This window comes from Fibrobacter sp. UWB4 (assembly GCF_002210345.1).
GTDB lineage: Bacteria > Fibrobacterota > Fibrobacteria > Fibrobacterales > Fibrobacteraceae > Fibrobacter.
Genome location: NZ_MWQI01000001.1, coordinates 560,220 through 584,732, shown reverse-complemented (window position 1 = coordinate 584,732; position 24,513 = coordinate 560,220). Strand labels below are relative to the sequence as shown.

At 49.7% G+C, this 24,513-nt stretch carries 24 protein-coding genes and 1 pseudogene; 8 read left to right on the top strand and 17 right to left on the bottom strand.

Annotation, left to right across the window (positions count from 1 at the left end):
- Positions 1 to 178 precede the first annotated feature (178 nt).
- Entirely contained in the window at positions 179 to 922 is a 744-nt protein-coding gene (locus B7990_RS02455; RefSeq protein ID WP_088639455.1) for an endonuclease, read from the top strand.
- Between the two features lie 97 nt (positions 923 to 1,019).
- On the top strand, positions 1,020 to 1,625 hold the full coding sequence (rpsD, locus tag B7990_RS02450; RefSeq protein ID WP_088639454.1) for a 30S ribosomal protein S4: 606 nt from the start codon (positions 1,020 to 1,022) through the stop codon (positions 1,623 to 1,625).
- A gap of 63 nt (positions 1,626 to 1,688) precedes the next feature.
- On the opposite strand, the gene B7990_RS02445 is transcribed toward rpsD, so the two are convergent.
- Positions 1,689 to 2,225 (bottom strand): ORF6N domain-containing protein, encoded by a 537-nt coding sequence (locus tag B7990_RS02445; RefSeq protein WP_088639453.1) that lies wholly within the window; start codon positions 2,223 to 2,225, stop codon positions 1,689 to 1,691.
- Positions 2,226 to 2,447: 222 nt separating this feature from the next.
- Between B7990_RS02445 and B7990_RS02440 the strand changes: the two genes are divergently transcribed.
- Positions 2,448 to 3,566, top strand: coding sequence for a glycosyl hydrolase family 8 (locus B7990_RS02440; protein ID WP_088639452.1), 1,119 nt, complete (start codon positions 2,448 to 2,450; stop codon positions 3,564 to 3,566).
- Between the two features lie 140 nt (positions 3,567 to 3,706).
- On the opposite strand, the gene B7990_RS02435 is transcribed toward B7990_RS02440, so the two are convergent.
- On the bottom strand, positions 3,707 to 5,032 hold the full coding sequence (locus tag B7990_RS02435) for a GntR family transcriptional regulator (RefSeq protein ID WP_088639451.1): 1,326 nt from the start codon (positions 5,030 to 5,032) through the stop codon (positions 3,707 to 3,709).
- 67 nt (positions 5,033 to 5,099) lie between these two features.
- Here B7990_RS02435 and B7990_RS02430 point away from each other — a divergent pair, with 67 nt between their 5' ends.
- A complete protein-coding gene (locus B7990_RS02430; protein WP_088639450.1) occupies positions 5,100 to 5,711 on the top strand; it encodes an FISUMP domain-containing protein in 612 nt (203 codons plus the stop codon).
- A gap of 54 nt (positions 5,712 to 5,765) precedes the next feature.
- Here B7990_RS02430 and B7990_RS02425 read toward each other — a convergent pair whose 3' ends face one another.
- The 6 genes from B7990_RS02425 to B7990_RS02400 form a co-directional block, all read right to left on the bottom strand.
- A complete protein-coding gene (locus tag B7990_RS02425; protein WP_088639449.1) occupies positions 5,766 to 6,518 on the bottom strand; it encodes a hydroxymethylpyrimidine/phosphomethylpyrimidine kinase in 753 nt (250 codons plus the stop codon).
- Between the two features lie 92 nt (positions 6,519 to 6,610).
- The gene (locus B7990_RS02420; protein ID WP_088639448.1) at positions 6,611 to 7,894 is read right to left on the bottom strand and encodes an MgtC/SapB family protein; all 1,284 of its coding nucleotides are present in this window, start codon (positions 7,892 to 7,894) and stop codon (positions 6,611 to 6,613) included.
- Positions 7,895 to 8,062: 168 nt separating this feature from the next.
- Entirely contained in the window at positions 8,063 to 9,748 is a 1,686-nt protein-coding gene (locus B7990_RS02415; protein ID WP_254917288.1) for a GGDEF domain-containing protein, read from the bottom strand.
- Between the two features lie 42 nt (positions 9,749 to 9,790).
- The gene (locus tag B7990_RS02410) at positions 9,791 to 10,282 is read right to left on the bottom strand and encodes a dihydrofolate reductase (protein WP_088639446.1); all 492 of its coding nucleotides are present in this window, start codon (positions 10,280 to 10,282) and stop codon (positions 9,791 to 9,793) included.
- A 192-nt stretch (positions 10,283 to 10,474) separates the two neighbouring features.
- The gene (locus B7990_RS02405) at positions 10,475 to 10,936 is read right to left on the bottom strand and encodes a 23S rRNA (pseudouridine(1915)-N(3))-methyltransferase RlmH (RefSeq protein ID WP_088639935.1); all 462 of its coding nucleotides are present in this window, start codon (positions 10,934 to 10,936) and stop codon (positions 10,475 to 10,477) included.
- A gap of 200 nt (positions 10,937 to 11,136) precedes the next feature.
- Positions 11,137 to 11,865 carry a metallophosphoesterase gene (locus B7990_RS02400; RefSeq protein WP_088639445.1) on the bottom strand — a complete coding sequence of 243 codons (729 nt, stop codon included), beginning with the start codon at positions 11,863 to 11,865 and terminating at the stop codon, positions 11,137 to 11,139.
- A gap of 69 nt (positions 11,866 to 11,934) precedes the next feature.
- Here B7990_RS02400 and B7990_RS02395 point away from each other — a divergent pair, with 69 nt between their 5' ends.
- Together B7990_RS02395 and rpiA are read left to right on the top strand one after the other, a co-directional pair.
- Positions 11,935 to 12,564, top strand: coding sequence for a peptidylprolyl isomerase (locus B7990_RS02395; RefSeq protein ID WP_088639444.1), 630 nt, complete (start codon positions 11,935 to 11,937; stop codon positions 12,562 to 12,564).
- Complete coding sequence (rpiA, locus tag B7990_RS02390; protein ID WP_012819869.1) at positions 12,564 to 13,253, top strand: ribose-5-phosphate isomerase RpiA; 690 nt, start codon at positions 12,564 to 12,566, stop codon at positions 13,251 to 13,253. The genes B7990_RS02395 and rpiA overlap by 1 nt, the downstream gene beginning before the upstream one ends.
- Positions 13,254 to 13,379: 126 nt before the next feature.
- Here the strand turns inward: rpiA and B7990_RS02385 are convergent, their stop codons facing one another.
- Together B7990_RS02385 and B7990_RS02380 are read right to left on the bottom strand one after the other, a co-directional pair.
- Positions 13,380 to 14,279, bottom strand: a complete 900-nt coding sequence (locus B7990_RS02385) for a hypothetical protein (RefSeq protein ID WP_088639443.1) — start codon at positions 14,277 to 14,279, stop codon at positions 13,380 to 13,382.
- A 67-nt stretch (positions 14,280 to 14,346) separates the two neighbouring features.
- Positions 14,347 to 14,655, bottom strand: a complete 309-nt coding sequence (locus B7990_RS02380) for a type B 50S ribosomal protein L31 (RefSeq protein WP_012820063.1) — start codon at positions 14,653 to 14,655, stop codon at positions 14,347 to 14,349.
- A 96-nt stretch (positions 14,656 to 14,751) separates the two neighbouring features.
- On the opposite strand from B7990_RS02380, the gene B7990_RS02375 reads away from it, so the two are divergent.
- Positions 14,752 to 15,336, top strand: a complete 585-nt coding sequence (locus tag B7990_RS02375) for a hypothetical protein (protein WP_088639442.1) — start codon at positions 14,752 to 14,754, stop codon at positions 15,334 to 15,336.
- Positions 15,337 to 15,571: 235 nt separating this feature from the next.
- Here B7990_RS02375 and B7990_RS02370 read toward each other — a convergent pair whose 3' ends face one another.
- The 6 genes and pseudogenes from B7990_RS02370 to rpsT form a co-directional block, all read right to left on the bottom strand.
- On the bottom strand, positions 15,572 to 16,954 hold the full coding sequence (locus B7990_RS02370) for a BamA/TamA family outer membrane protein (protein ID WP_088639441.1): 1,383 nt from the start codon (positions 16,952 to 16,954) through the stop codon (positions 15,572 to 15,574).
- Between the two features lies 1 nt (position 16,955).
- Positions 16,956 to 19,853 (bottom strand): hypothetical protein, encoded by a 2,898-nt coding sequence (locus B7990_RS02365; protein WP_088639440.1) that lies wholly within the window; start codon positions 19,851 to 19,853, stop codon positions 16,956 to 16,958.
- 6 nt (positions 19,854 to 19,859) lie between these two features.
- Positions 19,860 to 20,327 carry a hypothetical protein gene (locus B7990_RS02360; RefSeq protein WP_088639439.1) on the bottom strand — a complete coding sequence of 156 codons (468 nt, stop codon included), beginning with the start codon at positions 20,325 to 20,327 and terminating at the stop codon, positions 19,860 to 19,862.
- Positions 20,328 to 20,336: 9 nt separating this feature from the next.
- Complete coding sequence (locus B7990_RS02355) at positions 20,337 to 20,762, bottom strand: roadblock/LC7 domain-containing protein (protein WP_088639438.1); 426 nt, start codon at positions 20,760 to 20,762, stop codon at positions 20,337 to 20,339.
- Positions 20,763 to 21,133: 371 nt separating this feature from the next.
- Positions 21,134 to 21,724: pseudogene (locus B7990_RS15180) on the bottom strand (ATP/GTP-binding protein); the annotation flags it as partial.
- A 227-nt stretch (positions 21,725 to 21,951) separates the two neighbouring features.
- Positions 21,952 to 22,212, bottom strand: coding sequence for a 30S ribosomal protein S20 (gene rpsT / locus B7990_RS02345; RefSeq protein ID WP_012820070.1), 261 nt, complete (start codon positions 22,210 to 22,212; stop codon positions 21,952 to 21,954).
- A gap of 210 nt (positions 22,213 to 22,422) precedes the next feature.
- Between rpsT and B7990_RS02340 the strand changes: the two genes are divergently transcribed.
- The gene (locus tag B7990_RS02340; protein WP_088639436.1) at positions 22,423 to 23,532 is read left to right on the top strand and encodes a DegT/DnrJ/EryC1/StrS aminotransferase family protein; all 1,110 of its coding nucleotides are present in this window, start codon (positions 22,423 to 22,425) and stop codon (positions 23,530 to 23,532) included.
- A 75-nt stretch (positions 23,533 to 23,607) separates the two neighbouring features.
- Here the strand turns inward: B7990_RS02340 and B7990_RS02335 are convergent, their stop codons facing one another.
- Positions 23,608 to 24,453: a Cof-type HAD-IIB family hydrolase gene (locus B7990_RS02335; protein WP_088639435.1), complete on the bottom strand. Its 846-nt coding sequence runs from the start codon at positions 24,451 to 24,453 to the stop codon at positions 23,608 to 23,610.
- Positions 24,454 to 24,513: the final 60 nt, after the last annotated feature.

Sequence of the window (24,513 nt, the reverse complement as noted above, 5' to 3'; positions counted from 1 at the left end):
CGACACTCGTTTTGTACGCTTTTGAGGTTGCCTTGCTTTGCAAGGCTTTGGGCTTTTCATATTACAATAGCCCATACCCCAGAGCGAGTTTACGAGCGTACTCATAGCCCCAAGCGAAGCGTGACCAATAACAAAAATGATTACATTTTTACTACACACAACAAGAGGTTTTGTTTATATGAAAGTTTCAGCAAGCGCTGTCGCTTTGATTCTTTGCGTTTTCGCAGCATTTTCGTTTGCGAAAGTCGATCCCGAGGCCGCCCCCCGCCATTACAACTACCGCGATGCGGGCAAGCAGATGAGACGCATCTACTACGGGGAACTCCAGGAGACAATCTACTGCGGTTGCCGCTACCTCGACAAAAAGCATGTGGACTTTAGCACTTGCAACTACAAGCCGCGCGAAAATCCGAACCGCAAAAGTACCGAACGCACCAAGCGCATCGAATGGGAACACATCGTCACCGCCCACAACATGGGTAAGCACCTCCCCTGCTGGCAAGACGGCGGACGCAAGAACTGCAGTGTCAACGACACCACGTTCAAGATCATGGAAGGCGACCTCCACAACCTCTACCCCGCCATCGGCGAAGTGAACGGGGACCGCAGCAACTTCATGTTCAGCCAGTGGACAAACGACCCGGTCCCCATGTACGGCGAGTGCGAAACCATCGTTGATTTCAAGGAAAAGAAGGTCCAACCCCGCAAAGAAGTCCGAGGCCTGATTGCCCGTGTTCATTTCTACATGGAAAAGACCTACAACATCAGCCTCTCCAAGCAAGACCGCAAGCTTTTCGAAGCCTGGGACAAGATGTACCCCGTCACCGAGCGCGAATGCGAGCGCGACCGCCGCATTTTCAAAGTCCAAGGCGACCACAACCCCTTCGTCTTCGAGAAATGCCAGGATTCTGTTGACAAGTAGTGAACATTTGACTAAATTTGAAGTCCAAATCTTGCAAGTCGTGCCAAGCTCTGCCAACTTGCAAGCGTAACCAAAGAGCTTCCTCAAAGAGGTAAATATGTCCTCCTTCCGCGGACCTAAAGGTAAAGTAGCACGCTCTCTCGGCGTTGCCGTTTCTCAGAAGACTCAAAAGGCTCTCGACCGCCGCAACTTCGCACCTGGCCAGCATGGTCAGACCCGCAAGAAGTCTGCTTCCGTTTACAAGCAGCAGTTGGTCGAAAAGCAGCGTCTTCGTTTCACCTACAACATTTCCGAAGCTCAGCTTGCCAAGGCATACAAGGAAGCTAACCGTCGTGAAGGTTCTGCAGGTGATAACCTGATGATCTTGCTCGAAACTCGTCTTGACGCAGTCGTCTTCCGCATGGGTTTTGCCCGTACGATCTTCGCTGCCCGTCAGTACGTTGCACACGGTCACTTCACTGTGAACGGTGTTCGTAGCTTCTCTCCGAGCCGCCTCATCAAGGCTGGCGACGTGGTTGCCGTTCGTGAACAGTCTAAGGAACACGTGCAGATCAAGGAAGCAATCGCTTCTGCAGCTGCCGCTCCGGAATACTTGTCTGTCGATCTCGGCAAGATGCAGGGTACTCTCGTGAAGCTTCCGCTCCGCGACCAGATCCCGGTCAAGCTCGAAGAACAGCTCGTCGTGGAATACTACTCCAGGTAGTAAACCGCTTAGAGCCAACAAGACTCAAGCTTTTAAAGACGCTCGCAGTAATGCGGGCGTTTTTTATTTTCGCTGACGTTCCTTTTTAACTTTATGTTTTATCTTAAGCATAGCCAAATTCAATTCTATTTCCGTTTCTGTTTCGGATTCTTCCAAATCATTCGTAAGAACATTTGAAATTATTTCTCCACTACGCTTCAACAAAGACTTTCGTTCCGATTCATCTACGACATGGGGAATACTAGCTACAGCACGAGACAATTCCCTAATTTCAACAAAAGTATCTATGATACTTATCGTTGTCTGAACAGCAATTTTTCCCTTTAATATCGTAGCTAGCATATATAAGCCACGTTCTGTAAATGCAGTTGGATTAACAGGACTATATTTCAGCTTCTCGAGGTGGTCAAAATTTTTTACCACCTCACTTTTTTCATCATCCGTCGTTTGGAATATGTACCCCTTGGGAAATTTTTCTGGATTATTCCTAACAGCCTGATTTATTTCTTTTGTAGGCACTCCATAGAGACTGGCTACATCGCAATCCAAAATAACTCGTTCATTTCGGATCGTTAATATTTTTTCTTCAATAATCTTCATTTTGTTCTCCTTCCCCGTCTACACGCTTGAAAAAACGGGATTAATCATTTTTTATGAATATAGAATTGTAAAATGTCAAATAATGACATTTCCAATTTTATTCAAGTTTTTTTTCACAATTGCAACAATTTTCCAAGCGTTTCAAGAAACACTCACAACACTTTTAAATTATTTCATCTACAAAACAGGACAGCGGCCCAATACATTTCTATTTTAGATGCCATGAGAAACATTTTTGAAGAAATTGGTAAGACCCCCGCCGAAATCGAGGCAAAACTCAACAAGGCTTTCACGCAACTGTTCGAAGGCGACAGCGAAAACGAACGCATTTGCTTTGACAAAGGCAACGACATGGCGTACATCGTGGATATCGGTCACAACGACATCCGCTCCGAAGGCATGAGCTACGGCATGACGGTTGCCGCACTCCTCGGCAAGCAAGACCTTTTCGACAAACTTTGGAAATTCGCCAAGACGCACATGAAAAACACCGAAGGCGACCTCGCCGGTTATTACTCCTGGCAAGTTTCGACAGCCGATTTTTCAATGATGGACCCAGGAGCCGCCCCGGATGGCGAAGAATACTTTGCCGCAGCGCTCCTTTACGCCGCCAAGAAATTCAATTGCGATAATTACAAACGCGAAGCCGTCGAACTCATCAACGACATGGCACACAAGCCGCAAGCTGGCGATGTGTACACGATGATGGACGTGAACGCGGGCCTCGTGCGATTCTCGCCCATGAAAGGGAACGATTACACCGACCCGAGCTATAACACAGTCGCATTCTACAGAATGTACGGCGAAGCCAGCGGCGACGAAATTTGGAACAAGATTGCAGACAACAGCGTTGCCTACTTGAAAAAGGCTTGCCACCCGGTCACGGGACTTGCCGCCGATTACAGTGAATTTGACGGAACGCCAAAGAAAACGCCGTGGCACCCGGAAAGCGATTGCTTCTGCGGAGACGCTTGGCGCGTCGTGTGGAACATCGGTCTTGATGCCGCAAAATTGCAAGACAAGGGCGAACGCGCCGATGTGAGCGAATGGGAAGTTTCTGCGGTCCGAAAGATTCTCGGTTACCTCCACGGGCGTCGCCCGTATCTCGCCGACATGCGTGTTGACGGGAGCGCGTTCCCGCGCGAGGCAAGGCCTGCTACGGGCGGCCTGATCGCCATGAACGCAGCATCTACAATCGCGCTCCCCGCAGGCGATCCGCTTATCAAGCCGTTTGCAGAAGACCTCTGGAATATGGAAATTCCGACTGGGCTCTGGCGCTACTACGACGGACTCCTGTATATGCTCGGGCTCCTCGCCTGCTCTGGCAAGTTTAACGCTTGATTCTTATTGCGTAACGCGTCATTCTGACGCCAACGGCGGAAGAATCCAGTTATTTTTTATTACAAGACTTTACTGGACCCTTCGCTACGCTCAGGGTGACGAAGAAGCATTCGTTCGGAATGACGGTGATTCTGTAAAAACTAGTGTTTCTCGACTACTCTTCCGAGCGGCGTCTGCATTTGGCGCCGCTGTTCTGCATATATGGTCGGCGCGACAATGTGGTAAATTGCCTCTTTCACCATTGTCCCAACATTGAATGCAAAAGAATCGAACACGTAGCGGTAACTTTCAATCGTATCGTCAAAGCCCACCACGTACGGCGTCGGCAACTTTTTCGCCTTGAAGTAGTCAATCAACGAAGCCGCCACCCAGTCATTTGAACATACAAATTTATCCAAAGTCGCATTTTTCAAAAGCGATTCAAGAATGTTGTCCAAAAGCACCTGACGTTCAACGCCCTCGTGTTCTGCAGCATCCGCCAAGTCAAACGGAGATGCAAAGCGCTCATCGACAAGCGGAATCACATCCGTACCCGCTTCAAGCAAGCCCTGCAAACGCGCCTTCGACCAGAAACTAGCGTGGTATGGCGAAAGGTAATGAACAGGTCCCATATCCCTGCTCTTGAGATAGCGCCCGACAATCACACCAGCTTCCTTGCCAAACGCAACGTTGTAAAACGCCCATTTCTTTTTATTGCGGGCAATCACCGGAATCACATCCGGAGCGTATTCCCACCAGACCGAAATCGGATTTTTAAACGAAGCAAAATGCACAAACAACTTCGCGGCATCATAAACTAGCCACGTCGAGAGGAATACGCCCAGGCAATGAGCATCGTTCTTTACAACAAAAGTTTCGCCCGATGATAAATAAAACTGGTTCGAGGCTTCGTGATACCCGATAAACTTCACCGCAATTTTCTGTTCTGCGGCAATCTGCGCAAATGTGCGGAACACATCGGATTCACGTTCGGATTCGATTTTCAGTCGCCCGAATTCATCCGAGCGGTGCACAAACAAAATAAAATTCGACTTTTCGACAGGGCGTTCTTCGCTAAAGAAAAAACGGTGTCCCACATGGCGCAAAATCCCTTGCGCACATTTTTGCATCAGGAACTTTTTGACAATGTAAAGCGAAACATTGTAACGGTTCGAAAGCTCCTTGCATGACGGCAATTCATCAAAAGCATTCAGGTACCCGCTATCCAAATCGTTCTGGAACAGGCGCTCGACCACAGAATAGACACTTTCCTCGGCCTTCACCTCAAACGACGGAGCCGAACCCCAAAAGCAACCCTTGCCATGAACGAGCTGTACCAGTTTTTCTTGTGCCAAAATCTTGTATGCCCGATGAACCGTATTCACAGAAAGGCCAAGACGTTCCGCCATCTTACGCACGGAAGGCATTTTTTCGCCATCGTGAAAACCGGCATCAGCAATCGATTTTTTTACATCTTCAATTAACAACTTTAAATCCTCTTCATTTTACAAGATAACAAAATTTCTAAAACAGAAAATTTGTAAATTTTAGTCCATGAGAATTGGTTTCGTATTTATGCTTCTGGCTGCCTGCATCGCCGCAGCAGCCCCCTCTAAGAAGGCCTCCGCAAAAAAATTCAAGGACCCGCGTGACGGCCACACCTACAAGATCGTGAAAATCGGCAACCACAACTGGCTCGCCGAAAACCTCACCTACAAGACGACAAAGGGCAGCTACTGCTACAACGACGACAAATCCAACTGCCACAAGTACGGTCGCCTCTACACATGGAAAGCTGCCATGAAGGCATGCCCGACCGGCTGGAGACTCCCTGACCGCAAAGACTGGAACTTTTTGAGCAAGTACCTCGGTTCAAGCAAGAAGAACGGTTTCAGAGTCAAGCAGGCCGGCCAGAGAATCTGCTTCGGCAACAACGAAATGTGGAGTCCGTACTGCGAAGAAACCAAAGCATCATTTAACGCGTCTGGCAAAAGCAACACACATTTCGCCTACGAAGACATGGAAAAATCAGCCTTCTTCTGGACAGCAACCGAAGAAACGACCTACATCGCAAACTTCGTGACCATCGGCGGATACAATGAACGTTATGCGGAACGCGCCATCGAAGAAAACAACGCCTTTTCCGTCAGGTGCATTGAAAAGTAAAACAGAATAATTTATTAAAAGAGCCTCCCCAACGGGAGGCTTATTCTATCTAAACTAAATATCTTTTGCAAGCCTGCCTTCACCGCTCTGCAATAGCTCGGTGAGGTAATTCTTTGCAATCTGGCACGATTCAGGGAGAGTGTGCCCCAGCACAAGATTTGCAAGGATCGCAGAAGAGAGGTGGCAGCCTGTGCCATGCGTTCCATGCCCTGGCAAACGCGGGCTAGAGAATTTGTACTGTTTTCCATCACGATCCCAGAGAATGTCAACGGCTTCTTTCCCTCTGGAATGCCCCCCTTTCAAGAGAAGCGCAAAATCATTTCCAAGATTAACCAGCCCGCGAGATGCGGCAAGTCCAAGCCCTAGAAATCCAAATTCATCTTGATTCGGCGTGACCAAGTCAATCTGATTCATCACAGGCATGAATTTATCTTGTTCGGCAGCTCGCAAAAAATGAAATCCCGCCGAAGCGCTTGCAATCGGATCCCATATAATGTAGGCATCTGGAGATTTTGTCCGGATATATTCAACAATTTTCTTCAAAACTTTGGCTTTTTCGACAAGTCCGATTTTTACGTACTTGAAAGTTCTTTTTTTAAATAAGGTTTCTAGCTGAGCTTCGATGCGGTCCCAGATGACCCAGCCAGGCGCCACAAATTCATCTTCATTTTGCTGAGTAAGCGCAGTACATACAGATTCGCAGTACACACCAAAATGAGCCATAGCCTTGACATCGGCCAAAATTCCGGCCCCCGCAGAACCATCAAAACCAGCGATGGTCAATGCAAATTTCATCTTATTAGACATAATACACCCACTTTTTTATTTTCCCATTTCCAAATTATATAAACGGGAACCAAGAGGAGAAATTGTCACAAAAAAATATACCAGCATTTTCACTACACGACTGAGTAAATTCCAATCATCACGACCGAAACACCACAAATGAGCACAACCGCAGGGAGAATCGGGCGGCGCATGGACTTTGCTCCAAGGAAATACACTAGGCACCCCTTGGTAAGCGTATTGGCAAGGCTTGCAAACAGGAGCGCCAAAATCAAGTTGTGGTGTTCAAGAGTCGCCTTTCGGCACATGTCGATAAGCGAGAACGCGACCGCATCCATTTCGGCAGCACCGCCCAAGAAGCTACAAATCATCAAGGCGCCCGAGCCAAAGTAAGCATGAGCCGCATTCGCAATGAACATGACCACCGTAAAGACCAGGCCAAACTTAATCGCCGGCAACAGCTTGAACGGATTATTAAAATCAGTCGTCTTCTGTCGATGATCCTTGGATTCACGAAGTTTCAAGTAACCCGCATAACCAAGCCCAGGCACCACAGGCACAAGTAGCGGCGCCAAGAGCGGGAGCGCAAGTGACGGCATCAGGAACACGCAAATGAGGTAGAGTCGTGCATACATCACCGACCAGCTCAGCACAATGCCGAGCGTAAAATCCGCCGCATACTGCTCGTTATCAACGCTACGCCCCGCCAAGTTCAGCGTGAGTGCCGTACTGCTCGCAAGCCCGCCCAAAAGCCCCGTGAGCCAAATACCCTTGCCAGGGCCGACAAGCTTAATGAGTACATAGCCCACAAAGCCGATGCCGCAAATAAACACGACAAAGAGCCAAATCGTATGCGGGTTCAAAACTTCGAGGCCCGGCGGGCCAAATGCGCGGTTCGGCAAGAACGGCAAAATCATGAGAGAAATCACCGCAAACTTGACAGTCGCAATGATGTCCTCAGTCGAAATCTTTTTCGCAAAATCGTGAAGCTGCCGCTTGACCGCCAAGAGCCACAAGAGCACAATCATGAGGATACACGCTTCCAAGAGGCGGTTAAACCAGCAAAGCGCCCCCAAGAAATAAATCATGATAAGAGCAGCACTCGTCGTGACGCCCGCAGGCCCGCCGTTATCGCGGTTCGAAAGACCATACGCAATATGGCTTGCCACGAGCAAAAGCCCGACAATCACAAGGCCAACGACAAAGGGGACAATCGAACCCATCAGGTCGCCCAGGTAGCAAGACAAGGCGCCACAAAGGCTCACAATCGAAAACGAGCACAGCCCAGCGGGGTGCCTAGAATTATTGCGGGAATACGAGTTTTCACGCTGCATACCGATAATGAAACCGATACCCAGCGCCGCCGCAAGCTTATAAAAGATATTGAACTCAATCATACTTGTTCAATAATCTAATCAAAAAAACGGCTATGAGTTATTAGTTTTTAGTCATTAGCCAATTCGATAAATGATGGATTTGTCATGCCGGACTCCGTTCCGGCATCGCCTTCTCGTATAAAAAGTCGACCCCGGAATAAATCCGGGGTGACATTCTAGAAACTCTGATTATGCCATTCGCTGTTGCTTAGAGGCGAGCTTCATGGCGTACATGTTCGCATCGGCCATGCGGTAAACGTCCATTGCCGTCACGGCATCACCTCGACGGCGTATAGAATAACCGTAAGCAACATTCATGGCGATCGGCAACTTGGCGTCTTTTTCCAGGAGCACCATCGTCTTTAACGCAGTGTTCAGATCCGAAAGATGTTCCGCACGGACAATTGCCACAAATTCATCGCCACCCATGCGGATAGTCGTTCCAATGCCGTTAAAAGCATTCTTGAACACATCGGCAAAGGCGCAGAGGAGCTTGTCGCCCATAGAATGTCCAAAATGGTCGTTGACGTACTTGAGTCCGTTCACATCGATACTCACAATAGCATAATCGCTATCATCACGATTGAGGACTTCAAAAATGTGTTCGCACTTAGCACGGTTATATATGCCAGTGAGCGCATCTCTATAGGCAATCTGGCGAAGGACTTCCTTCTCGGTCTTGTCCATAAGTTCTTCGTACATGTAAACAAGGTAACCCACCATCAAGAGCAAAATGAAGAGGAGTGCCCCCACAGGCAAGCATGTCGAATCCATGAATGGCTTGTCCAAGCCCAGCATATTCTGGATATTATAGCGGAATACATCCGCAATCCCAAACAGCACAAACACAACCGTACCAGACGTAAGGATCTTTTCCTGGAGGCCGGCACCGCGATCGTAAAGCACCTTGAAAACGACCATGAACAAGAACGAAACAAAAATATAGCTGTGATAGACAATCAAAAATGACGGATAATGAGCAATATCAGCCACATGCAAAATAGTCGTCACAACAAAGAACAAGCCGCCAAAACCGACAATGCCTTTCAGCATTCTCATTTTCCACGGCGAAATCTTGCCAGAACGCATATTGATGATGAGAAGCCCAAACGGTATTGCTGCAAGATAAAGCGATACATACTCTAGCGTCGTATCCAGAGCATAATTCATCGAGAATATCTGAATTCCCTTTGCGTAGTTGAGCGTCCAAAGTCCCATCAGCCCTGCAAAAAGTCCAATCAGGATAAGTCGATAATACGCCCGGTCAAACCCCACTGCACAACACCCGGTAATAAAGGCAATCATGCCAAAGAACATCAGGAAAATTCCAATCGTAATGGAATCGGAATTGTTCGCAAAATAATCCGTCATGCTACCGGAGCGCAAAAGTTCTATAGATGTCAGTGATTTTGCGGCAGCCCTTTCTGTGACAACTGTGACCACGCGAATCGTATGCTGGTCCAAATGCTCAGGCATGTTCACAAGATGGATTCCGCTACCGACAAGCCACCCTTCCTTAAAGCGTTCAAATCCATAACGGTAATAGCAAATACTATCGACATAAACGGCAATAGCAACGTGATACGCATGGAAGCGCAAAGTCGTCGGCAAAGGGATTGAATCATCCCTCATATTCCGTTCGTAAATAATGGTATCACCGGGTTCAACATTTGAAGGCACCCGGAATTCCGACACATGCTTCAACGGAGTGAGATGCACATCGGAAAAAGAAACGGACCAACCATCGTTAAGTTTGATAACATGATTACACGTGCCATGACGACACATTCCGTTGAAACTGATGACAAACAAAGCAACACTTACAGCGGCAAGCACTGCAACGAGAAGCTTAAGAATTCTCTTTCCGTTTTTCATCAGCATATATATATAATAAGAAATTCTAAAAGCAATAGAATCTTATTTTTTTCGTACCCAAATTTGAAAAACAGTCGGAAAATCGTTTTTTTCGTCAGCCTGGAACGGTTCTTCGCTGACTTTTTCGAAGTCTCCCTCCCATTCCGGGAAGAAAACATCGCCATCCACATGCGACAAAACTCTCGTCAAATAGAGCTTTTCGACCTGCGGCATCGCTTCACGGTACACGGCGGCACCGCCAATGATAAAGCACTCCGTCTCGCCTGCGGCGCGGGCGGCCTCGATAGCCTCACCGAGCGACGAGCAGACTATGCAGCCCGGGGCCTGAAATTCCTTGTTTCGGGAGAGCACGTAGTTCGTGCGGTTCGGCAGCGGACGACCGATATCGTCGTAATTCTTGCGACCGAGGATGATGGCATGCCCTGTGGTAATCGCCTTGAAGCGCTTGAGATCCTGCGAAAGGTGCCACGGCAAGTGCCCATCGCGCCCAATGACATTGTTTTCAGAAACAGCTACAATTGCAGAAATTAACATAATGGGTTATGGGGTCGCCCGCTACAGCGGGCTTTGGGGTATGGGGTTATGGGGTAAGCTGCATGAGGTTTTTGGATGGTCACATTCATAAAACTCTGAGGGAAGGAAAAAGAAAAAAACAAGCTCAAAGCGAAGCGAGCTCAAAGCACCGCAGGTGCGACCCCAAAGCGAAGCGCCCTCATACCTCATAAGCTACCTATGATGATACGGGTGGTTTTGCATGACCATCTGGACGCGGTAGAGCTGTTCCACCGTGATAATCCTCGCGTGGTCATGGGTAAAAGTCAACGGAGAAAGGCTTAACAGCAAGTCGGCCGACTTTTTCAAGTTCTCGTCGATGCCGTACGCAGAGCCAATCAAAAACACAATATTTCCCGTAAAGCGGGCCTGTAACGTATCGGCAAGCTTTACCGTCGTCATAAGCTTCCCTTCTTCGGAGAGGATCACTCGGCGGTACTCGTTACGCGGGAATTTTTTTTCGAAAACGGCAGCTTCCTGGGCAAGCGCCTGGGCGTGGTCGTCAATTTTCGATTCCTTGAGTTCTACCACTTCAAGTGGCATCGCGGAACCGCGCAAGCGCTTCACATACTTTTCCACCTCGTCCGCAATGAACGGGGAACCGGCACGACCAAAAACTGCTAAGATCCATTTCATAATCAGACGAAAGAATGCAACCACAAAAGACGAATATCGCCTTCAACATCATTTAAAGTTAAACATGTTTTCATACAACCAAACCTTGTCATTTACACCTCTCTCGTCTCTAGTCTGTAGGCTCTCTTTGACCACTTGCGCTTTAGCGCTTACGTGGTCATGATCCGCGAATGGGGAGCAGAGCCGTTCTCTCGTCTAAGTTATCTCCCCACCGATAGTCTATCAATCAGGAACGAGGGCATTCCCTGCTTTTTCATGCGGTTCTGCGTCTCTCGGATGTCGTATTCCACGCGGATGAGCCGTACACACTTGGTCTCGGTATCGAGTAGGCACCAGCAGGCTCTCGGGTCGCGGTCGCGTGGCTGCCCCACGCTGCCGACGTTCACCAGCAAGCGTTCGGTATTCGCAATCACGTACTCGTACTCATCCAAAATTTTCGGAATCGCCAAAGGACGGCTTGCAATGATGACCGGGCTATGCGTATGCCCCACAAAGCAGTAACGCTCCGAGAAATGGTCAAAAGCGTTCAGCGCATCCTCAAGATCGGTCACGTAGACCCAATCTGCCGGAGACAAGGGCGACGCATGCACAAAGCAGATATCGTTTTCTTCGTGAATATATGGAAGCGAGCGGATAAACGCCACAGACTCCTTGGAAAGGTTCTTCTGGGTCCATTCAATCGCCTGCTTCGCATACGGGTTGAAGCCAGCGCTGGATTCGTACCGTACCGCCACGCTGTCGTGGTTTCCGATCAGGCACACATCCATGTTCTCTTTAACCAAATTGACGCACTCATCGGTATCGACGCCATATCCCACAATATCACCAAGGCATATTCTCCGTTCAACGCCGTTATCGTGCATAGACTCAAGGACAGCCTTGAATGCCGTGGCGTTGGAATGGATATCTGAACAAATACCGTAAAGCATGTACGTAATTTAGAAAAACAATTTAATATAAGTGGTGAAATTGACCAATTTTACTACATTTGGACACGTATGGTAGTCATCCAAGACAAGATGAAGGTGAGCATAGCCTACACCCTCAGAGAAGGCAAGCGAATTCTTGAAGAAGTTCCCGCCACTCAGCCGTTCGTGTACATTCACGGATACAACAACATCATTCCCGGACTTGAAGACGCACTGACGGGGCGTCGTCTGGGCGAAAAGTTTACAGTGAGCATTCCGGCGAATCTCGGTTACGGCGAATACCGCAAGGACCTTATCCTTACGGTTCCCAAAGAAGAACTCCGCGACGTCGGGGAACTCTGGCTCGGCATGGAACTCGAAATGTACCAGGATAACGATATCCGCGAATTCCAGCTGCCGGACACCGCCGAAGAATTTGTGAACGACTTGAACCTTGACGATGACGACGACCAGTGCGACGGCATTTACACCATCAAGGAAATTCTCGAAGATACGGTCATAGTAGACGGGAACCACCCGTTTGCAGGCAAGGACTTGACATTCAATGTCGAAGTCATAGACATCGTCGAAGCAAGCTTCACCGAGCAGGAATCAGGATTCCCGGACGAAGACGATTACGACGGCTACGATAACTATGACAGTTACGACAACCGCATGGGCGACGACAACTTTGATTCAAACGAAAGGAGATGGCGCTAATGGCATCGATGGATGAACTCAAGAAGGCTGCAGGCGTTCGCGCCGCAGACATGATCAAGGACGGAATGATTGTCGGTCTCGGCACAGGCAGCACGGCGGCCCACATGGTGAACCGACTCGCCGAACGCATCAAGACCGAAGGCATCCACGTGACGGGCGTTTCGACCAGCTGGAGCACGACGCTCCAATGCCGTAGCCTCGGCATCCCGCTCAAGGAAATGGGCGAAGTGAGCCACCTCGACATGGTGATTGACGGCGCCGACGAAATCGACCCGAACCGTAACCTCATCAAGGGCCGCGGAGCCGCACACCTCCTCGAAAAGATCGTCGCCTCCATGACGGACAACTACGTGATCATCGCAGACTCCGGCAAGGCCGTGCAGCAGCTCGGCACCAAGTTCGCCGTCCCTCTTGAAATCATCCCGGGCGCCATCGCCGTCGTGACCGAACGCGTGAAAAAGCTCGGTGGTGAAGTCAAGGTCCGCATGGGCGCTCCAGGCAAGGACGGTCCAGTGATTAGCGACAGCGGTAACCTCATCGCCGATGCAAAGTTCGCCCCCATCGCAGACCCGGACAAACTCGCCCGCGACCTCGAGCACATCGTAGGTATCGTCGGACATGGCCTGTTCATTAACATGGCCACAAAGGTCATCCTCGCTGACGAAGCTAAGGGACTGATTGAATTCTAGTCAATAGTTTTAGTTTGGCGACTTCGTCGCGGACTCCGTTTTCCAACGGAGTTTTTTTGTTTATACAAAAAAAACTGCACGACCTCTTGGCCATGCAGTTTTTATATTCAAGCTATTTTCGAAAACTTACTTGGCTTCGAAATAGTAAGTCTGGACCGTCTTTCCGTCCTGGGAGAGCTGGATAATCTGCTTGCCCTTCGGAAGATCGCCAGTAATCTTGAAGAGGTTTTCAGCAACGTATTCGACCTTGAGATCGGTTGCCTTGTCCTTGACCGGGAACACGCCCTTCGTTTCGCCTGCGCCAAAGCCCTTGCAGTCCTTGTGAGAAGCGATCGGAGCAACGACAGCCGGATAGGTCTTAGCAATGAGCGGAGTCGTCACAGAAGATGCGTTACGGAAGAACACTTCGAGCTTGCCTTCAATGACGCGCGGTTCAGGGAGGTTCGTAACAGCAGATGCGACCTGAGCAGGAGCGGCTTTCTTAGCCTTCTTGCCCTTCTTGCCTTTCTTCTGGACACCAATCTTTTCAGCAATGCTTGCAGTGGAGCTACCCGTCTGCTGCGGCATTGTCAAACGGTAACCGGCAATGGATTCATTGCAGTTCGTGGAGTAAACCACCCACTTGTTATCGATCTTGAGCGGGCCTTCCGGAGTACCCTGGTACAGACCCGGATCAACCTGGGCGCTGTAGATGTAAAGAATGAGCGAAGCGTTCGGATTCTGTTCCGTCGTTTCAATCTTCATACGGGTCTTCACATACTTAGAACGACCAGCATAAACTCTATAGGCACCAACCGGAACCTTGACAAACTTAAACTTACCCTTGCGGAGTTCCTGGTTGAATTCGTACTTCTTGGAAAGAGTGGTGTAAATCGTGGAGTCCATACCGACGGTCGGCATTTCCAGCGGCTTGTTAGTGAAAGCATCACGAACTTCGCCTTCGATGGTTCCAGTCTTACCGCTATCGCAAGCCGTCATAGCAAGGGCGATGAAGGCAGCGGCACAAATGCTAAGTTTCTTTTTCATTTTGCGTCCTCAGGGTTAAATAAGAGAAAAGCCTCCCTAGTTAGGGAGGCCCCAAAATTTAAGAAGATTAAGCTTCTTCTTCAGCCTTGACCGGAGCAGCCTTGCGAGTCTTACGCTTTGCAGAGGTGATGTTAGCACCGCCGCCATAGCGCTTGTTGAAGCTGTCGATACGGCCAGCCGTATCCACGCGATGCTGCTTGCCCGTCCAGAACGGATGGGTATCAGCAGTGATTTCCAAAGAAATCACGTTATATTCAACACCATCGATAGTCTTCTTTTCGGCGGAAGACTTCGTGGAGCGGGTGATGTATTCTTTACCCGTATTCGCATCGACGAACACGACCGGTTGATAATTAGGGTGGATACCTTCTTTCATTATAAAACTTCCTGTGAAGTAATTGTTGAGAGCTATAATTTAGTTGTTTTTTAGGATTTTGGCAAGTTGCAACCTCATTTTTAGTATTTTTATAGCATGAAATCTTTATTGCTGCTTTTTCCGTTACTTTTGATTGCCTGCGAAAACGACCACCCGACCGCAAAAATCGTCGAGGTGAACAAGCGCATGGTGCTCGAGGAATGGCCTGACAGCAACTACATCGCCTCGCTGGACTCCATCCTGAAACTCGAACCGGTCAAAAAGGGCAAAGACACCGCCGACGTGAGCCTCAAGATGAACGCATTCAAGGCGCCGACATTCAAGCTCCCGCCGTCCGTCACCGGAAAGAGCACGAGCCGCAAATCCGGGCTGAGCAAACCGCCAAAACAGGTCAAGCAAGCGGCAGAAGCCACAAAGCCAAACAACAACGCCGAAAATTTCGTCGCCAAGTTCTCGAACGCGCTCTCCGCCTTGCAGTCCGACCCGTCGAACAAGAGTCTTTACAAGGTCGTCACCGCTAACGATGGCGAAGACCTGTTCAAGCTCCTCCGCAGAACGTATGGAGCAGGCACACAGAACCTCCCCCGCTTCTACGTGCTCTCAGCCCTCCAGTCCGTGAACCCGGGCGTCATGCTCGAGCACCTCAACGCCGGCGACAAAGTCCGCGTTCCAAAATTGTAAAATAGACTGTAGTTAAGGGGTATGAGGTCGGCACGTTGTGCCTCTGAGCACGCTTCGCTTTGAGCATTTCTTGTTACAACAGCTCATACCTCAGTAGCGCGCAAAACGAGTGTTGCGACGGGCTGCTTGCAGACCGGCATAACCGAGTGAAGCCGCAGACGCCGTAGGCGTCAACTCCGAGCTGGGGCCCCGCCCGCATAGCGTACTTTTCCAGCTGTTTTCAAAAGCTCTTTTCTTAAAACAGCGTCTTCACCCCGAAGCCAAGGACACCGTCCAAATAATCGCACCCATTGCGGAGCGCATAGTAAATGCTAAAGCTCCAGGACTTGCGATACTGCGTAAACCCGATGCCGTAATCATGCTCGTGCGCCCACCCGTGGAACGGCCTCATCCGCCTATAAAGTCCCGGCTGATAGAACAGCTCAATCGACAAATCGTAGCCATCCTGCCACAGGAACGCCGCCTGCGAAAACCCGTACGCGCGCGTCCGCATAAAGCCATACATCATCCCCTTAAACGAATTGATGCCGCCCAGGCTAAACAAGTCCTCACGCGCAAACGCGCCTCCCGACGGAAGTAACGCACCCGCCGCAGCCGAGTAGCGCACAATGAAATTTTTCCACAGCGGCACGTAATGGACCAAGGACGCATGCAACCGCAAATAGCTATCGAGCGAATCCGGGCGATCCATCATCCACGCAAGCGAGACATCTAGCGACGTACCGCTTCGAGGCAAAACGCTCCGGTCAAGCGAAATGTACGAAAGCTCCAGCGACGAACTTTTCTCGTCATTGCCGATACCCACAAATGCCGAAATTTCAAGATTGAACCCGATATTCCTCGACACGCCAAGTTCCAGGCGGGAATCACGCGACAGAGAATCATCTTCAAAGAACCCGCGAACAAGGACATCCCAGGCGGTGCCAAAAATAAACCGTTCACGATACGAGCCTTCAATACGGCGGGAAGTCTTTTGCGAATAACCATTCATTTGCAAATCGCGACCCGTCCCCAAGATGTTGTACAAATCGAGATTGATTTTTCCTTCCCAAACATTTTCGTCGCTCGAATATGTGAGAAAACCTTCTGCCGCAGAAATCGGGGCAGCCCGCATAGAATACGCCGGAATCACGCGGTTGCGCACCGGATCACGGAACAAGCGCACATCGGCAGTCTTTTCGTAATAGCCCAATCGGGAGAGCTTGCGTTCCGAGCGTTCCAAATCCGAAAGCGACACTTTTTCGCCAACTTCAAGCCCCGTCAGCAGCCTAAAGACACCAATGTCCGTCGCACCGGAATCCAGATTTTCAGACCCGCCCCACACCCAGGCACTGCCACGTTCAAAACGGCAACGAGCCACACCCGCGCTATCGACGTTCACCTGCAACTTTGCACCCAGGAATCCACGATCCTCGTAAAACCGCAACAGCTTTTGCCTTGCCCCCTGCCATGAATCGCACGGAGCGCCGACAATCACACTCATCGAAAGTTCATCAAACTCGTCGTGTTCACCCTCCCATTCTACACGTTCAATACGGCATTCAGACGCGAGGCATACACCCGCGCCAAATATAAGGGCCGCAATCACGCACAAAATATTTCGAGTCCACAACATCATACTAGAAATACGCCTTCGCCTCTGTTGCCAGTTTCTGGAATATATGTTCTTCGGCATTGCCAAAGCGCAAAATATAGCGGAGCGAAAGCGACAAAAAGTGATTCACCTCCACCGACACCATCGATTCAAGCCTGAATGTTACACCATCGCCAAAGCCAGACATCATCTGGTACGGAATTGCGCCATCATGTTTATTCATTTGTATAGAAGCAAATGAAACATGCGCATCGACAACGCCTTCTTTTTCATAACCGACACGGAGTTCCTCTTCCCAGAGATGCGCTCCAAAAGACATTTCGGTATTATCTTCGCCAGAACCTTCCCTATAGCGGACACGCGGAGACACGCTAAACCCCGCAGGAAATTTCCAAGTATACCGCCCCGTAATCTCCCAAATATTCCAGTCCAGTTTTTGCAATGCAGCCAAGTGAACATTTTCAAAAGTATTGTCAACATGCACAGAATGTTCATCGTTTATTTTAAATCCAGCCGTGAGCTTATGGTCAAAAACATCCTGATAGTACCCGATTGACGACATCTTCTTTTCGTAACTGGCACTTGGGTTATACGATGCCGAGATTCCCGACGGATGATCCCAGGCAAGGCTTGCCTCCCACGAAACCGTTCCCGCCGTCACGCGACGCAGCGCAGCCGGATAAACCGGAGGAAAATAAATTTTTTTACCCGTTGTATCTTCGGCTTCGGAATGGTACGAAGCGCTAATCGTTATATCGCGCAACAGCCCCTGCGAAATTCCAAGCGAAACGCCCGGATTCCATTCAATCGAAGCTTCAAACATTGCGTTTGACGAAAGCACGGCCCCCACGGAGTCATTGCGGCCCATGCCTTCATAGACAAAATCGCCGTTATCGACACCTTCGATAAAACTTCCGGTAAGGCTGTCATAGCGAACATCGCCCGTTCCCTTCGCCACGGCTTTGTATATTGCCGTATAAGTCTGCTCCGAAGTCATTCCGAAACGGTACGCAACAGAACCTTGCAGGCCCATATCGTCATCGCCAAAGTTCGTTGTCAGGTCGCCCACCCAGGAATCCGAGGCGCCCAGCGAATCAGAAACGGCATGGGTATACTGCAACAAGTGCGAAAGACCAAAGCGATGAAAATTCGCTTCTGCCGACTGAGTCCATGTCACGAGATTCACGGAATCGCGCCAATCCTCGTCGCGGGAACGCCCTGAGATTTCATGTTTGCGCACCGTAAGCGTCCCGATCGATTCCTTCACATTCCACAGGTCATCATTCAAAGTCGCTCCAACGGACGTTTTTGCATAGCCCCGTTCCGACTTATGTCCCAGCGAATCGAGCACCGAATAGCGTACATCGCCACGACCAAACGGTCTAACGAATCCGCGCAAGAATTCCGACGAAAAAGTTCCTTGGTAACGCTTCTGATCCACTTCCTGCGTACTCGAGACATACATTGCAGAAATTTCGCTGGCCACATCCAAATTGCGGTGCACAAGCGACAACTGAGACCGCGAGGAATTCCAGCGTTCTTCATCGCCACGGCGGTATCCCCACTTTGCCGTTCCAAACCAGTCCTTGCCTAGACGAAGGCGAAGCGCAAGTTCATCATGGCGCAAGCCGCCTTTCAAAAGAGCGCTGTCCAAATCCCATTCATTCTTGAGCGCATAGGAGTTCCAGTCTCGATCGCTCCCGTTAAATTCTGAAATAGCAAACCCATCTTGTACAAAATTTCCATAGACCGAAAGCGCCACGGGGAAAGCATTCATGTTCTGCGTCGAGTCTGTCGTCACATACCATCTAAAAGCACGACCGCTCGGGCCACCAACATTTTTCGAGACTGTATTCGAATCCATGCGATTTAAGCCAAGTTCGACATCGGCATAAAAGCGATGTTCCGCCTGCAAGCGGAGGCGTGCCCCCAGGCGTTCCGACATTTTCGGGCGATGCAGTTCGTTAAGCGAGGAATCGCGCAAATCCCCGCCGCGATCGTTTTTCAGGCGTTCATAATCCACGCTGTCCAGCGAACTTTTGCGCATGCGGTCTACGTCATTTTCCAAATGGAAACCGGATACATCAAAGAATACATTTTCAAAGCGCAAACTACCGCGAACGGCATACATCGTGTAAATACTTTCACTTAAGTAAGCATCGTATTCCACGCGTATTTCGTCGTCTGTTCCGGGAATGATCCCGTTTTTAAAATTCAGGAGACCGCCGGCGTAATTCACTTCGTAATCGCGATCACGAACAAGCTCAACCCCATTCAACCATACTTTTTCAGAATTCGGTACAATCGAAACAAAGCTGCCAGACTCATCCAGATAATAGCCTTCGCGCTGCCCCTGCACACCGCTAAACGAACGCGAATACCGCGTCACTTCATCCGTACCCCACGCCCCGCTCACTTCCGAACCCTTGTAGCGCAATGTCGCCATCGCGCCAAGCGTAGAACGGCTAAACGACGTGAGTCCCATGGAATTGTCTGTCCACGTAAAATCGCCCAAATGGAGCATCGCATACGGAGATTCTACACGGAAATAAATCTGGTCCACTTCCTGGAGCGTTGCCGTCGTCTGATCCCCCGCCTTGCGGTCCACATCCGACAAAAGTGCATCAATGTAGACGCTATCAGCTAGGCGCCCTTGAATCGAGAGTCGCAGTTCCTGATCGACCTGCGTACCGCCATCGCCCACAGTGACTTGCATCGTCTTGTAGCCGTGAGTCTCGATTTCTGCACGTGAAGAATCCGGAGCGTCAGCTGATACAGGAATCGCCGATTCAGACGCATTTCCGGATGCATTTTCTAAAGTATTCTTTTCAAGAATTGAAGGATCCCAGACAGGAAGCGAATCCACATCCAAAGCAAAGGCAAAACTGACAAGCAGCAGGCCCAGACAAGGAATCGACCGCATACAAAATTACCGGGACGGAGCCACCACGCGGAACTGCCTGCTGGCAAGCAACTTGCGGCCAGCCACCAAATCAACGCTCCATTCGCCAAGCTCAACCAAGTCCGAAGCAAGCATAGAACTGCAAACATCTCCAGCAAGATTGCATGGCTCTACAAAAATCGTATCAATCCCCAGGAACCAAATGTGAAAAAGCGTGTCTTCCTGATAACGTGCAGAATTTGTAATGGACGAAAAAACGTAAAGCCTTGTATTTTCTTCAAAGACGCTGTCAGAACCAAAGGGTTCCCCATTTACAATATGACGGCAGACCACACTATTGGCAGGAGAAAGTTCTATGTCGGAACTGTCCGTAAAGCTGACATCGTCATCAATAAAAAACATGACAATGCGGTGTACAAAGAAACCAAGAAAGACGACCATTGCCAAAAGAGTCGTCTTACGCAAATTTCGCAGTGGCGGAAACCTACCTGCCACAAGCACCTCCTAGCGAACGAGACTGCTCGTATTCTGTGTAAACGCAGGAACGGCGTCTTCCAACTTTTCAACCAGCAAGCGATTAAAGTCATCTATGCGATTCGGAAGTCGGCCACCATTAAACACCTGCACGAGCAGGAGCGACTGAGCTACAGGAGAAATATAAACGGAACGGTTCTCGCCTGTAAAAGAAACGGACTGGAACTTTTCTCCGCCAAGCATTACACCGATCTGACGTGACGAGTCAAATGCGGCAATACTCAACACAGCAAGAGGCGTTGCATCTAGATCCGAGCCAAGAGAGCCGACTTCGGCAATGATGTTTCCGTCTCGATGGCAAAGAACAACATATTCGCACTTGACACTGGCCTGATACGCAGTCATCAAGCGACGCACCTTGTTTGCATCATCTGAATAAATTGTATAATCGCTCATATTACACCACTATCGTTTATAAAAAACTACTTGTCCTTCGGCTTGTACGGACGCAAGACAATTTCATCGTCATCCGTTTGAGTCGGTTTATCGACAGACCGGCCAAACGTAGGCATTCTTGGCACGGCGGTCGAGACGCGCGGACGGGCAAATGGCGACGACATTGCTCCCTTCTGGAACAAACCAGAACCAGCACCGCCGGAATTACCCGCATTTGTCTGAGGTTTTGCGGCAAACGACGGCATACGGAACGGAGAAGCCGGCTGAGGCGCCGGGGTTTCATTCTGTGGCTTAGCGGCATCGACTTTTTCAGCCGGAGTTTCACTTGTAGGAGCTGCCGTAGTTGCACCGACAGCGGCCTTGCGCAAAAAGCCCTGCTTCACATTAAACTTTTCAATCACCAGCATGGCAATAGTCTTAAGAGTCGTCACAACACCCTTGCCATTATGGGCCGTCGCCGGGAAGAATGGAATTTTCTTATCTGGATTGAGCATTTCGTTCATTTCATCCAGAGTAAACACATTATCCATGTCGCGCTTGTTGTACTGCAGCACGAACGGAATGTCGTCCAAGTTCATGCCGTAGTCCTGCAAATTCTGGCGCAAGTTCTGAAGGCTTTCCAAGTTTTCGGCCTGGCGAGAACGCTGGGAATCCGCTACAAAGACAATCCCATCGACACCACGAAGCACAAGCTTACGTGTACTGTTATAATAAACCTGGCCAGGAACCGTATAAAGCTGGAAACGAGTCTTAAACCCCTTGATGTCGCCCAAATTCAAAGGTAAAAAGTCAAAAAACAGCGTTCGATCGCCTTCCGTAGCGAGCGAAACCATGTCGGTACGCTTATCTTGAGGCATTTTCTGATGGATAACCTGAAGATTTGTGGTTTTTCCACTCAAACCAGGACCATAGTAAACGACCTTACAACTAATCTCTCTTGTAGCAAAATTAATAGACGACATTCTAAATCCTTGAAACCCAATACTTAATCTAGTAAAAAAGTTTCGTAACAAAAAAATTATTTTTTATTTTTGGCGTTTTTTAACTAAAATCACAATATTTCGTCTAATATCGACTCCCCTCGTATTTAACCAAGCAACCCCACCCCCAAAGTTCTATACAACAAAACAACCCGATACGCCATGAGCATATCGGTTCATTTTGCTTAAAACCTGTAGAAAAGCTTTAATTAAGCGAGGCCGTTGATGACCTTAGCAACCTTGGCCTTGTAGTTGGCAGCACGGTTGGCGCAGAAACCAGCGCGGTGAGAAACGGCAGCCTTGTCGAGCATGCTGAAGAGCTTCGGCATTTCTTCGAGGGCAGCGGCTTTCGTAGCAGCAGTGCGGATAACCTTGAGGCTAGCACGGATAGCGCTACGAGTGGAACGGTTCATTGCGTTGGCCTTTTCGGCCTGGAGCAAACGCTTTTTGCAAGACTTGTGTTGAGGCACCTTAAATTCTCCGGGTGAAAACCTACTTAAAAAATGTTAGCACAAAGATAGTAAAAGTTTAGAAGTTGTCAAGGGGATGTTTTAGCAGGAAGTAGACAGTAGGAAGTCGGAAGGATGATGTCATCCTGAGCGGAACGTAGTGGAGTCGAAGGATCCAGTGACAAATTCCTATTGACCAATAACCAACCACTATTTTCTAAATTACGGTTTATGATTCCGTTTATCAATGTACGTGCACAGCGCGAAGCCTACCTGAAAGAATTTCAACAAGCCGAAAACGAGGTTCTTGACAGTGGCTGCTTCATCGGAGGACCGGTCGTCCAGGCGCTGGAATCGAGCCTTGCGGAATTCACAGGCGTAAAGCATGCCATCACCTGCGGTAGCGGAACGGACGCCTTGACCATAGCCCTCCTCGCCCTCGGGCTAAAACCGGGAGACGAAGTCATCGTCCCGGACTTCACCTTTATTGCCCCCGCCGAATGCGTGATGCGCCTCGGAGGCATCCCGAAATTTGCAGACATCGACGCAGAAACGCTCCAGGTCAGCGCAGAAAGTATCGAATCGCTGATTGGCGAAAAGACGCGCGGGATTATCGCGGTCAACCTCTTTGGGCAGTGCGCCCCGTACGCAGAAATTCGAAAATGCGCACTGGCAAACGGTCTCTGGCTCATTGAAGACTCAGCCCAAGCGTTCGGGGCTATGCAAAACAGCATACCCGCCTGCACGTTCGGCGACATTTCCATCACGAGCTTTTACCCGGCAAAGCCGCTCGGCTGCTACGGCGACGGTGGCGCGCTCTTCACCGCAAACGACGAACTTGCGCAAAGGATCCGCCTCATTTCAAACCACGGAAGCCAGACGCGATACATTCATGAAATCTGCGGCATGAACAGCAGGCTAGACGCCATCCAGGCCGCCATACTGCGCGTGAAGTTCCGCCATTTCAAAGACGAGCTGAAGAAGCGCAACGAGAACGCCCGCAAGTACAATGAGTTTTTCAGAGCCATTCCGGGAATCGTGCCGCAAAAAATTGCAGAAGGCAACACGAGCACGTACGCGCAATACACCGTATTGGCAGAAGACCGCGCAACTTTTTTAAAGCAACTAGAAAGCGCCGGGGTGCCGTACTGCATCCACTACCCCATGCCGTTGCACACGCAGCCATGCTTCAAGGAACTCGCTCAAGTGTGCGAGAGCCTCAGTGCATCACAAGATTGCGCCAGCAACGCCACGGTAGCCTGTCAAAAAGTCGTAAGCCTCCCCATGTGCGCCTTTACAGATGTGGATGAGATTATCGCGAGACTTAAGAAAGTAATGTAGGTATGAGGTATGGGCGATTGCTCATAGCGAAGCGTGCTCAGAGGGGCTTTAGCCCCGACCCCATTGCCCACAGCCCTAAAGCACAAATTTCTCGATAACTTCAGTAATCCCGGAGTGATTGTTGTCGCGCTCGGTCACGTAATTGGCAACAGCCTTTGCCGCCGGTGACGCATTCGCCATCGCCACCCCAACGCCAGCCGCATCGATCATCGGGCAATCGTTTTCTTCATCGCCCACGGCAATCGTATTTTCAATCGGCTCGTGATAGAAGTCCGCCATGTAACGCACGGCAGCGCCCTTGTTCGAAAGCATGTGCGAGAACTCGAGCATTTCGGGCTTGCTGAACACGTCGAACAGCTTGCCCGCCGTGACAGTCCGCATCTCGGCGCGGAAATCCACGAGACTCGAATGTTCAAACGGCGTAATCACGTTCACCTTGATCGGCGGCTTGACCACCACATTAATCGGGCCGTCATTGCAATTTACCCCACCATAATAATTGCGGATATCGTCTACAACAACATAATCCATTTTCATCAAGCGGCAATACGTCTTGAGCTGTTCCGTTTCGTATTCCGAGACCACCAAATCGCCGGCATACGTGTGCGCATGCATCCCGCGCTTGTGAGCCTCATCCATGATGAACTTCACCTGATCCACAGCAATGCGACGCGTCAAAATCGGCTGTCCCGTTCCGCAATCGTAAATGAGACCGCCGTTGAAGCTCACCAGAAAATACCCCGGCTTCAAGAAGCCGTACTTTTCGGCAATGTGCTTTACGCTTGTGAGCGGACGTCCCGTCGTCATCACGAACTTGTGTCCCGCGTCTATCATCGCGCGGATCGAAGCCATGTCCGCTTGGCTAATATTCTTCTCGTCGTCAAGAAGCGTACCATCTAGATCAGTAAATAAAAGTTTCATCGCGGCAAATATAGAAAGTCCGTCTAGCCAATCCAAAATATTTATTTACATTTTTCAAAA